The organism is Streptomyces sp. NPDC005925, from assembly GCF_040638805.1.
Classification (GTDB): Bacteria; Actinomycetota; Actinomycetes; order Streptomycetales; family Streptomycetaceae; genus Streptomyces.
The window spans coordinates 1-11,851 of record NZ_JBEXVL010000020.1 but is presented as its reverse complement, the minus strand read 5'-3'; the positions used below and the strand labels follow the sequence as shown (position 1 = coordinate 11,851).

The window sequence follows — 11,851 nt, the reverse complement described above, 5'->3', positions numbered from 1 at the left end:
CCCGGCCGTGCGCCCGGGTCCCGCAGCCGAGGCCCGCTACTCGTCGTCCTCGTCGTCCAGCCGTGCCAGCCATGTGGCCAGTCGCTCCACGGGGACCTCGAAGTCCGGGTTCAGGTCGACGAACGTCCGCAGCTGCTCGGCGAGCCACTCGAAGGTGACCTCCTCCTCGCCGCGCCGTTTCTCCAGTTCCTCGATGCCGCGGTCGGTGAAGTACATGGATCGTGCTCCGTGGGGTCGGTGCAGGAGGGGTAGGGAGCGTCCCGGGCGGGAAGGACCCTGTTTCCTGCGGGGATGAAGAGATAAGGTCTTTCGTCGCGTTTCCGGCAGGTATGAAGGAAGGCAAGAAAAGGATAGGCGCAGGCAGCGGCGTGCCCGGTGGGGCCGTCGGGCCTCGCGCCGTGGACGCTCCGCGACCGGTCCGCGACGCGGCGGCCGTTGCCGAGGACCGTGAGGTCCGCGCCGGCTGACCCGGCGGCAGAGACGCAGAGGCGCAGAGGCGTAGAGGCGCGCAGACGCAGAGGCGCGGAGGCGCGGAGACGCACAGGCCGAAGAGGAAACGGGGGAGTGCCATGGGGCAGGAAGTGACACAGGTGGCGCGCATCGTGCTGCCGGACGGAACACCGGTGTGGGCGCGGATCTCGGGGGCGTCGGAGTTACCGGCGCCGGGTGTGCTGTCGTACTCCGACACCGGGTTCACCGAACGCGTCGAGGCGGGTGTCGAGAGCCTGACCTCGCTGGTGACCGGCGTGGCCCAGTCCCTGGCGGAGCCGCTGCGCGCCGTGCGGCCCGACGAGGTGAGCGTCCAGTTCGGTATCGAGTTCACCGCCAAGGCGGGCAAGATCGTCGGCCTTCTCGCCGACGGCCAGGCCAAGGCAGGGCTCACCGTGACCCTTACCTGGAACGGCGGACCGCCCGACGCGAACGCGCCGGCCGACCCTGGGGCACCGGCCGTACCCGCCACCGCGGACGCATCGGCCGTACCCGCCACCGCCGAGGCACCGGCCGTAGCGCCCGTACACGTCGCACCAGCCGTACCCGCGGCAGCCGCCGTACCCGCGGCCCCCCTAGACGTGTCCGCCGCCCCCGGCTCACCCGCCGTGCCGGCTGCCCCACCCGCCACGTCCGTACCGCCCGCACCCCTCGTACCTGCCGTGCCCCCCATGCCGGCCGGAGGGCCCGCGCCCGCCGTGCCGTCCCCCCGCGCGGGCGGCGGTGAACCTGGGGGCGCACCACCCGGCGCTCCCCACGCGGGCGCGTCTCCCGGCGCTCCGGTGCACGGCGTCGCCGAGGACGTGTCCGGCGGGGGCGGGGCATGAGTCACGGGCACGCCCCAGGCGCATCGAGCGCCAGGGGTGCCGCCCGTCGTGCGCTGCGTGAACTCGTGATGGCGGCGACCGTGCGCATTCATCGGGCAAGCGTCGGGTATGCCCACGACGAGCCCGCGACGTTCCTCGGAACCGGCTTCTTCGTTGCTCCGAGCTGGGTTCTGACCTGCGCACACGTAGCGTGTGGCGGGGAGGGGGACGAAGTGGCGGTGGTCTACGGTTCCGCGTCGGGTCACGCCACGCGCGTCGTGCCGGGCCGGGTGGTCGAGACGCTGCCCGACGGCGCCGCTCCGGTGTCCGGCAACTGGCCGACCCCGGACCTCGCGCTCGTCCAGCTGAGTGAGCCGGTGGACCACGAGTGCGTGTACGTCTCCGAGCGGCCCGCCGCGTACGACAGCGAGGGCGAGGTCCTGTACGCGGGCTGGACCCCCGTGGACGGCGTGCTCAAGATCGTCTACGGCCCGCTCTCCGTGGAGGGCACCATCGGCGGCCTGTCGACGGACGTCGAGATGCGCCTCGGTGACAACGACCTGCCGTACGGCGTCTCCGGCGGCCCGGTGATCGACCCGTTGCGCGGCGAGGTCATCGGCGTCCTCAAGTCGCGTGCGCAGCACCGCCCGCGCGCGGGCACCTCCATCGGAGTGGAACAGCTGCGGACGATGCGGGTGCCCGACGGGGCCGTCGACGCGGAGCACACCGACCTCTACCAGGCGGTCTTCCACGCCCACGACCGCTACCACCGGGACCGGCAGCGCACCCCGGACACGCGGCGGAACACATGGGTGGACGTGCAGAGTCAGCTCGGTGCCTGGCCCGGCCGCGCGCTGACGGCCGACGAGCGGATCCAGTTGCTCGGCCGGCTCGCAAACCTGCCGCCCCCGGTCAGCACCCGGGCCCTGCTCGAGACCCTGGAGGATTTGCAGGACTTCCAGGGGATGCCCCCGCAACCCGCGCCGCGCGGCTGGCGCGACGGCCTCGGCGCCCTGTACGAGAGCGTCCGCGACGACGGCGCGCTCCGCCTCGTGCTCCAGTACGCGATGGGCGTGCTGTTCGCCGAGCGCCCGTTCGTCGTCCCCACCACGGCGGAGGCTGAGAATGCCCTGTGGGACTGGGTGTGGCTGGCCGCGCAGCGCCTCGATGCGCGTCACCGCCACAAGTTCGCCGGACAGTGGGACGATTTCGTCCGAATCCGTCGTTCCCAAGGCCAGACCAAACCGGCAACCCAGTACGACGGGCCGGCCTTCACGGCGTACGAGCCAACCGCGTCCGTGCCCGCCAAGGCGCAGCCGTCCGTCCTGGTCGAATTGGTGCAGCTGGGCTGGGAACCGGGCCGCTGCGACTGGTCGGTGTCCGTCACCACGGCCGAGAGCGAGGTGATCCGTCTGCAACAGGCCGAGCGCGCCCACCTGGACGATCTGCCCGTCCTCATGGCGGCGCCCCTCGCGGAGGCGTTCCGGCGCTGCGACGAACCCGGCCGGCCCGCGGTCCTCCAAGTGGCCCTGCCCCACACCCTGCTCGGCTGCGCCGTGGACGGCTGGCAGCTGCGCCCGGACGAGGCGCCGCTGGGAGCGCAGCGTCCGGTGGTGCTGCGCTGCTCCGACCGCGACCAGTTGCCCGACGACGAGTTCGGCGGCCTCGACGGGGATCCGTACGACGTCGACGAGGAACGCCGGGCCCGCTGGCGCTGGCTGCACGCGCACCGGGCGACGGCCGAGATCCTGGACTGCGCCGACGGGCTGCGCAAACCCGTGCCGACCGTGGAGCAGCTGCGCGGCCTGTCCCACGGCACCATCCCGGTCCTGTGCCGCTACGGCGACCACCGGTACGAGGACGACGCCGCGGCACTCGCCCGGATCGTGCGCGGCGGCTACGGCGTGGCCCTGTGGCGCCGTCGGCGCGGACCGTCCCACGCGCTGTGCGGGGAGTTCCACCGGGGCACGCTGGACGAGATCGCGGGCCCGCAGAACGTGTACCGCCTCCCGGAGGCGGTACACCACCTGAGGATGCGGCTGCGCTCGGGCCGGTCCGAGACGTACTGGGCCGACGGCATCGCGCTGCTGTACGACGACCCGCACCAGCCCCTGCCCGGTGGTGACCTGCTGGAGGCCCCGTGACCCCAACCTGCCACGTGGCCTCTCGGCCTCTTATCAGGGCCCCCGAGGATCGATACCGTTGAGCACGTTCGGACGGCCGCCCCAAGCTCAGCGGACGAGTGACGACGAGGACCGGATCATGACCGAATCCAGTGAGTGGCTCATCTACCGCGGCGCCGGCGAACCGCACGAGGGCATCGAACGGCTTCCGGCCCCGCCTCCCTGGCGCGACTTCTCCAGCCGGAACGCGGCAGACTCGGGCGACGGCTCCGAGGACCGCAGACTCGGCGCGCACCGGCACCTGGCCGAACTGCACCGGCCGGGCGCCGAGGAACTGGAGATGATCAACGCGGCGTTGTATCTGCGCCGTCCGCTGCTCGTCACCGGCAGTCCCGGCGCGGGCAAGAGCACCCTGGCCCACTCGGTGGCGTACGAACTGGGCCTGGGCAACGTGCTGCGCTGGTCCGTCGTCAGCCGGTCGACGCTCCTGGACGGCCTGTACCACTACGACGCCATCGCCCGGCTCCAGGACGTGCAGATCGCCGCCCAGGGTGCCGCCGGCGCGGCGGCCGGCACGCCGGGCGCGGTCGAGGGCATCGGCAGCTACATCCGGCTCGGGCCTCTCGGCACCGCGTTGCTGCCCTCGGACACCCCCCGCGTGCTGCTCATCGACGAGCTCGACAAGAGCGACATCGACCTGCCCAACGACCTCCTCAACGTGCTGGAGGAGGGCGAGTTCGCCATTCCGGAACTGCAGCGCATCGCCGACCGGCTGCCGAACGGCGAGGCCGAGGTGCTCACCGCCGACGGCGTCAAGGTGAAGGTGCGCGACGGCCGGGTGCGCTGCAACGCCTTCCCGTTCGTCGTGCTCACCAGCAACGGCGAGAGGAACTTCCCCGCGCCCCTGATGCGCCGGTGCATCCATCTGGAGCTCGGTCGGCCCGACCACAGCCGGCTCGCCACGTTCGTACGCGCCCACCTCGGCCACGAGGCGGCACGCGCGGGTGACGACCTGATCGGCCGGTTCCTGGAGCGCTCCCGCAGCGAACTCCTCGCCACCGACCAGCTGTTGAACGCGATCTACCTCACGGACGCCGCCGCGCCGCCCAGCCGCGACCGGCTCGCCGACATGCTCATTCAGCGGCTCGACCCCCCGAGGTGAGGCACTGATGCCCGACGCAACGGCGCGTCACGGTCCAGGGGACCCCTCGGTTCCCGGGGGTCCCGGAACTCCGGGGGGTTCCGGCCGTTCCCATGCGTCCGGGGCTCCCGGCGCCGCTGCTGCCTCCGGCGGTTCCGCCGCTCCCGCGGGCACCGGCCGTTCCGGTGGTGCCGGCTCGTCCGGGGGAGGGGCGGGTGCCGGGCGCACCGGCATGTCCGGCGGCGACGATCCCATCGCCGAACTCGTCGCGCGGCTGCGGGCGATCGGTCTCGACCCCGACCACGAGCAGCTGTGCGACGCGCTGTGGCTGGCCCGGTGGGCCCGCCCGGCCGGTGACCCGGCGGACGCGGCCACGGAACCGGGCAGACGGATGCCGTCGCCCGTCATCCCGCCGCGCTCACGGCGCCTCGACCCGCCGTCGGACGGCGACCGTGTGTCCCGGCCGGAACCCGGGCCCGAGCAGCAGCCGTACGACACGTCCGACGGGCGCGTGTACCTGTACGCACGGCCGCCCGGCGACGCGGGCCGCGGCTCGGGCCGGGCCGCCACGCTGCCGGTGCGCGTGCCCCACGCGCCCGTGCTGCCCGCGCCGCTCGAACTCCAGCGCGCATTACGCCCGTTGCAGGGCTACAAGACCGGTGCTCCGCCCCGTCGTACCGAGCTCGACGAGACCGCGACGGCGGACGCCAGCGCCAAGGCCGGCGGGCTGATCCTGCCCGTCCACCGCTTCGTCACCCGCCGCGACGCCCGCCTCCAGCTGGTGATGGACGTCTCGTCCTCGATGCGCGTCTGGGACCTGCTGTTCGACGAACTGGGAAAGATCTTCGAGCAGTTGGGCGCCTTCTCCGACATCCAGACCAGCCATCTCCACCAGGGCCCCGACGGCACCGCGACCGTCAGCCGCAGCCCGGACGCGTCGGCCGCGCCGCTGCACTCGGCCGACCGGCTCAGCGACCCGACCGGACGCCGCATCGTCGTCCTGGTCAGCGACTGCGCGGGCCCGCTCTGGCACAGCGGCCACGCCCACCGGCTGCTCCACCACCTGTCCCGGCAGGGCCCGGTCGCCGTGATCCAGCCCCTGCCGCAGCGCATGTGGCACCGCACCCGGCTGCCCGTCACGTTCGGCGAACTGTCACGCAACGACACCCCGGTCGGCGCCGCGCTGCGCGTGCGCACGCAGGCCGGCACCCCGCCCGAGGCCCGCCGCGGCGCGCTGCCCGTGCCCGTCCTGCCGCCCGAGCCCGTCGCCCTCGGCTCCTGGGCGCGGCTGCTGTCCGGGGCCGGCACCGGAGCCGTACCCGGCGCCGTGGGCTGGGTGCGCGCCGACCAGCCGCCCGCCGCCGCGGCCCGCCCCGACCGGCCGCGGACGCCGTACGAGCGGGTCAGCCGGTTCAGCTCCGCCGCCTCCCCGGCCGCCGGCCGTCTCGCCGTCCACCTGGCGGCGGCCCCGCTCTGCCTGCCCGTGATGCAGCTCGTACAGCGCACGATGCTGCCCGGTTCCGGCCCCGCCGAACTCGCCGAGGTCCTGGTCAGCGGCCTGGTCGTACGGGCGGACGCCGACCACGGCGGGGACGGCGCCCAGTGGTACGAGATCGAACCCGAGGTGCGCGACGCGCTGCTGTCCCGCCTCGGCCGGGACGAGGCCATGCTGGTGCTCAAGCACTGCTCCGAGTACATCGAGCAGCGCTTCGGCAAGGGCGGCCCCAACTTCCCGGCTCTCGCCCTCGCCCAGCTCGGCCACGGCGGACCCGGCCGTCCCCCCGGCCCCGGCGCCGGACACGCCGGTGAGAACGGCGGATTCGGCAGGTTCGGCGAGGGCGGCGAGCACGGCAGCGACGCCGGGGCCACGCCGGTGCCGCAGCCTTTCGCCGAGGTCGCCGCACGCGTCCTGAAGCGGTTCATGCCGCTGCCCGAACAGACACCGGAGTTCGCCCTGCTGACCGATTCCCGGCACGCCGAGGACCGGCCCACCCACCAGGCGGTCACCCGCGCCCGCGCCCTGCTCGCCCGGTTCGAAGCAGAACGCATGGTGCAGGACATCATCGACGCCGTACAGCTGCTGCGGGGCGCCACCGCACACGAACGGCCCGCCGGGGCCGACCCCGAGCTGTGGGCCGAGTACGCGCGCTGCACGCTGCGGCTGTGGACGGTGCAGGGCGGCGCGGCCCTCCTGCGGGAGGCAGAACAGGCCGCCGAACGCGCCGCCGCGCACCCGCGCGCCCTGCGGGAACGCGCCGTCCTCGCGAGCGTGCTGCACGCCGCGGCCGTCGACCGCGAGCGCCGCGGCGACCGGCGCGGCGCCCTCGGGCTGCTGCAGCGCGCCGACCGCGAGTACGCCGTGGCCTGCGCCGCACCCGGCCTCGACGAGAAGGAGGCGCTGCGGCTCACCCTGGAGCGTGTCCAGGCCCTGGAGGCCCAGTGGAGCCTGGGCGACGACAGCGCGCTGCTGCAGAGCGCCGTCGGCATGCTGGAGGCGTTCGCCGACGTCTGGCCCGACCGCCGCAGCCGCCCGCCCGAACTCCCCCTCAAACACGGCCGCGTCCTGCTGCGCCTGGCCAAGGTCACCACCGACCCGGTCCAGGCCCGCCTGTACGCCGAACAGGGCGAGCGGTCCCTGCACAACGCCCTGGAGACCGGCGACCGGCAGCACACCGCGGATTCCGTACGCGCGCGTGTCGACGTCCTGACCGACCTGCTCGACGCGCTGCTGCTGTCCCGCGGTTCGCTGGACGACGCCCAGGCACGGGCCGAGGAGGCCCTCGCGCTCGTAAGGGAACAGAGGCAGCGCGCCGCCCTGCTGGTGCGCGCCGGGCGGATCGCCGTGGCGCGCTACGCCGAGTCGGGCGAGCCGATGGAACTGCACCGGGCCGCCGAGGACTTCGACCAGGCCGCCCAGCGGATGCCCCGGGACCTGCCGGCGCACGCCGACGTACTCGCCGAGTGGGGCGAGGTGCTGCTGCGGCTGGCCGCGCTGGAGAGCTCCCCGGGGCCCCACAGACAGCTGTCCCGGGCGATCAGGGTGCTGCGCGACTGCCGCATGGAGACCCCGGCCGGCAACCGCAGGCTCGCCCACCGGCTGCTGCTGCTCGGCCGCGCCCTGATGCTGCGCTACCGGGTGCGCGGCGACCGGGTCGACCTGCGGGAGGCCGAGTACCTCTTCGGCCTCGCGGCGGCGGACGCGGACGACCCGCTGCTGGCCGCGCGGTGCCGGCTGGAGCTCGGACAGGCCCAGTTCGAGGCGTACCAGACCCTGGGCCGCGCACCCCGTCTCGACCTGGCGGTGGACGCGTTCCGGGCCGCGGCGGAGTCCGCCAGGGAGGCGGAGGAGCAGGCCGAAACGGAACGCCGGCGCCACGAGGCCGTGGAACTGGCCGCGCAGGCGCACCACTGGCGGGGTATGTCCTTCGAGACGGTGAGCCGTCCCCGCGCCGCCCGGGATGCCTACCGGGCGGCACACACGGAATGGGCACGGCTGCCGGACGACAGCCTGGGCACCGGCGAACCGACGGCCCAGCAGACGGCGCAACGGCTGGCCGAACTGGAATGAGCGGACCGGCCGGTGCCGGGCGGGCCGTGGCGGGCAGTGCCCTCACGGGCCGGGACAGCGGGAGAGAGGGACGGGACATGGGCGTACGGGACGAGTCCGCGCACGAGCAGGCCCTGACGGGCGAACCGGCCCTGGCCGGTGAACCGGTCCTGGCGGGGGCGGCGGGGCCACCGGCCCGGCCACTCCCGGATCTGCTGACGCTGGACCTGGCGGAGCTGGGCAGCATCGACCATCCGGTGCTCCGCGAGGTACTGGGCGAGCTGCGGACCCGGGCGACGGAACCGAGCGAGATGCTGTGGGGGTTCGACAACTCCTTCTGAAGAGCACGGGGACCGAACCGAAGGCCATGAGGGGCGAAGGCCTTGGATTCGGCAACAACCAGGGTCTGCCGACCGGTTGTCGACACATCCCGGCGCCGGGACAGGTGAATCGGACAACTTCGTCAGCGCCGGGTTTCGGGCACGTGCCGCGCCGGGAATGCGGTGTCGTACGGCGTGGTCCGCGCCCTCGTGCCGGTGCACGCGTGTCGCGGCCGCACGGCATGGGGGTGCTGGAGTGTCTGGAGAGGCAGTAACCGATCCTGCTCCCGCAGACCTCGACCGGCCGGCGCACCATCGGACCCCGGTTCCGTTCCGCCAGTTCATCGTCAAGGCGCACGGCCGCTGCAACCTCGCCTGTACGTACTGCTACCTCTACGCCGGCCCCGACAGCACCTGGCGCGGCCGCCCGCCCGCCGCGCCCGCCGACGTCCTGGACCGCACCGCAACCCGCATCGCCGAGCACGCCCACGCGCACGCGCTGCCGGACGTCGCCGTCGTCCTGCACGGCGGCGAACCCCTCCTCGCGGGCGCGGACACCCTCGCCCGCTTCACATCCCGGGTACGGGAGCGCGTCCCCGCCGCCTGCACGGTGCACGCCACCGTCCAGACGAACGCCACCCTCCTGACGGAGAAACGTCTCGCCGCGCTGTCCGCGGCCGGCATCCGCGTCGGCGTCAGCCTCGACGGCGGCACGGCCGCGCACAACGGACGGCGCGTCGACCACGCGGGCCACCCGTCCTGGCCCGCCGCGGCACGCGGCGTCCGCCTGCTCGCCGAGCGCTTCCCGGAGTCGTACGCGGGCGTCCTCACCGTCGTCGACCCCACCCTGGACCCGGTCGAGACGTACGACTCGCTGCTCGCCCTGGCCCCGCCCGCGCTGGACCTCCTCCTGCCGCACGGCAACTGGTCCGCGCCCCCGCCGCACCACGGGGAGCTCCGCCACGGGGACTGGCTGTGCGCCGTGTTCGACCGCTGGTGGGCGGCCGGACGGCGGGAGACCCGGGTGCGGCTCTTCGAGGCGTGCGTGGCGCTGCTGCTGGGGCTTCCGGCGTCCACGGAGGCGCTGGGGCTGGCGCCGTTCGACGCGGTCGTCGTGGAGACCGACGGGTCGGTCGAGCAGGTCGACTCCCTCAAGTCGGCGTATCCGGGGGCGGCGCGGACCGGCCTCGACGTGTTCCGGCACAGCTTCGACGAGGCGCTCCGGCACCCGGGCGTCGCCGCACGCCAGGCGGGCCCGGCGGCACTCGCCGCGCAGTGCCGGGCGTGCCCGCTGCTGCGGGTGTGCGGCGGAGGGCACTACGCGCACCGCTACCGGGCGGGCCACGGCTTCGAGAACCCCTCCGTCTACTGCGCCGACCTCGAGCGCTTCATCCGCCACGTGGCAGCCCGGCTCGCCGGCACCCGGGTGACCCTCCCGGCCTCGCGAGAAGGGGGCACTCCGTGATGTTTCCGGCGGTCCCGGACCGGGCCCTCCTCGAACTCGGCCGCACCGAGGGCGGCCCCGACACCCTCGACCTCCTCGTCCGCGACCAGGACACCCGGCGACTGCTCGTTCTCCGCGCGGTGCTCGACGCGGCGCAGTCGGCGGACCACTCCGTCTGCACGCCGGAGGAGAAGGACCGGGTGCGGGAGGACTGGGCGATGCTGGGGGAGGCCGACAGGGAGGCGGGGGGTGCGGCGGCGGACGAACAGGGCACTGGGACGGGGCCCAGTACAGGCCCGGCGGAGCGCGGCTGGAGCGGCGGTAGGGCACCTTCGCCGGTCAGCCCCTCGCGGGCCCTGCTGTTCCAGCCCCTGACCGGACCCTGGGCGCGTTCCGTGCTGCGAGGTCTGGACGCGGAAGGCTCCGGCCCGCCGGACGAGCCACGCGCCCGCCGGCTGCGCCGCGATCTGGCCCACCTCAGCGCGATGGCCGCCGTCGCCGCCGCGCGGGCCGGCCTCACCTTCACGACCCGGCTCACCGCCCGCGCCGGGGTGCTGACCCTGCCGTCCCTGGGGGCCCTGCACACCGCGACGCCGGGCGACGTGCCCGTGGACGTGGTGGCCGCCGGGGCCAACCGTATGACGCTACGACAGGCCGACGCCCCCGACGTGACCATCCACCTGGAGTCCGGCACGGGTGCCTGGTCCGGCGCGCTCGCCTGGACGCCCGCGCACGCCCTGCCGGGGCTTATGCCGTCGGCGCCCGCCATGCCGCTCGACGACCTGGACCCCTATCGGGCGGTGACGGACGGACCCCGCTACGGCAACCTGAGCGGCCCGGTCGCACTGGACGACGCCGCCCGCAAACGGTGGCTCCAGGCCTGGTCCGGAACGGCGGCGGCACTGCGGTCCGGCGGCGCCCAGCGGCTGGCGGAGGCGGTGGCGCTGTTGCGTTGTCTGGTGCCGCTGGCGATGCCGCCCGACAGGGGCTCCGGTCAGGGCAGTTGCAGCGCCACCCGGCGTGACGCCTTCGGTGCTCTGCTCAGCAGCACGCCGTCCGACCCCGTGACCTTCGCGGCGACTGTCGTCCACGAACTCCAGCATGCCAAATTGGCCGCCCTGGGGCGGCTTCTGCCGCTGCACCGAGCCGGCTCCGAGGCGCGCTACTTCGCTCCTTGGCGATCCGACCCGAGGCCGTACGACGGTCTGCTGCAGGGCACCTACTCGCACCTCGCGATGGCGTCCTTCTTCCAGCGCCGGGCGCTGATCACCAGGCGTCAGGAGCGGGAACGGGCGTGGGCACAGCACGCGCGGTACCACGCTCAGGTGGGAGCCGCCCTGCCGGCCCTGGTGGGCTCACCCGACCTGACAACGCCGGGACGCCGCTTCGTCGACGAGATGGCTGCCGCCTACGAACACCTGGGCGAGTACCCGGCACCCCGGGGCCACACGGCCCGGGCCGAGGCCTACGTCAAGGCGGCGCGCACCTTGTGGACACAACGTCATGACGCCCTGCTGCGGGCTGATTGAGTGAATCCGTGCGCGTCGGCGTGCAGTGAGGAAAGATCGTCGAACCTTGGTGTGTTCCCGTCAGTCGACGGACTTACGGGCGACGCGCCGAGGTTCTAGGATTTCGTGGTACTACGTGCTGGAGGCCGCTGCATGTCTGGAGCTCGTAAGCCGGTCGGGTCGACCGAGAGGAGGACCGCGAGGGAGACCGTCACCATCCACTATGCCGGATTCAACCGAGCATGGGCCGCCTGGATCGCGGACCGGCTCGAGCGGCGCGGACTGCAGGTGGTGTTCCTGCGGTGGGACTCCCCGGCCGAGGTTCCACTGGTCGACCTGCTGCGCGACCTGAAGCTCGCCGACGGCCGCATCCTCATTGTGGTGAGTGAGTGGTACTTCCAGCTCGGTCCGCGTACGCACGAGGAGTGGAACGCGGCCCTGCGTGAGGTCGTGGCTCCCGACCCGTCCCGGTT

8 protein-coding genes and 1 pseudogene are annotated in these 11,851 nt (G+C 73.9%); 8 read left to right on the top strand and 1 reads right to left on the bottom strand.

Features of this window, described 5'->3' with window-relative positions; translation table 11 throughout:
* Nucleotides 1-36: 36 nt before the first annotated feature.
* Nucleotides 37-216: a DUF6104 family protein gene (locus ABZ354_RS21020; protein WP_003992906.1), complete on the bottom strand. Its 180-nt coding sequence runs from the start codon at nt 214-216 to the stop codon at nt 37-39.
* Nucleotides 217-569: 353 nt separating this feature from the next.
* Between ABZ354_RS21020 and ABZ354_RS21015 the strand changes: the two are divergent.
* The 8 genes and pseudogenes from ABZ354_RS21015 to ABZ354_RS20980 all read left to right on the top strand — a co-directional run.
* A pseudogene (locus ABZ354_RS21015) lies at nt 570-929 on the top strand (CU044_2847 family protein); the annotation flags it as partial.
* Between the two features lie 383 nt (nt 930-1,312).
* A complete protein-coding gene (locus tag ABZ354_RS21010) occupies nt 1,313-3,439 on the top strand; it encodes a trypsin-like peptidase domain-containing protein (RefSeq protein ID WP_358658852.1) in 2,127 nt (708 codons plus the stop codon).
* Nucleotides 3,440-3,557: 118 nt separating this feature from the next.
* Entirely contained in the window at nt 3,558-4,580 is a 1,023-nt protein-coding gene (locus ABZ354_RS21005; RefSeq protein ID WP_358658850.1) for a MoxR family ATPase, read from the top strand.
* 211 nt (nt 4,581-4,791) lie between these two features.
* On the top strand, nt 4,792-8,127 hold the full coding sequence (locus ABZ354_RS21000) for an SAV_2336 N-terminal domain-related protein (protein ID WP_358658849.1): 3,336 nt from the start codon (nt 4,792-4,794) through the stop codon (nt 8,125-8,127).
* A gap of 77 nt (nt 8,128-8,204) precedes the next feature.
* A complete protein-coding gene (gene fxsA, locus ABZ354_RS20995) occupies nt 8,205-8,447 on the top strand; it encodes an FxSxx-COOH cyclophane-containing RiPP peptide (RefSeq protein WP_358658847.1) in 243 nt (80 codons plus the stop codon).
* A 322-nt stretch (nt 8,448-8,769) separates the two neighbouring features.
* A complete protein-coding gene (locus ABZ354_RS20990; protein ID WP_358659004.1) occupies nt 8,770-9,891 on the top strand; it encodes an FxsB family cyclophane-forming radical SAM/SPASM peptide maturase in 1,122 nt (373 codons plus the stop codon).
* Nucleotides 9,891-11,399, top strand: a complete 1,509-nt coding sequence (locus tag ABZ354_RS20985; protein ID WP_358659002.1) for an HEXXH motif-containing putative peptide modification protein — start codon at nt 9,891-9,893, stop codon at nt 11,397-11,399. Before ABZ354_RS20990 ends, ABZ354_RS20985 begins: the two co-directional genes overlap by 1 nt.
* 132 nt (nt 11,400-11,531) lie before the next feature.
* Nucleotides 11,532-11,851, top strand: a 320-nt coding sequence (locus ABZ354_RS20980) for a toll/interleukin-1 receptor domain-containing protein (protein WP_358658845.1), incomplete at its 3' end; no start/stop codon positions are given.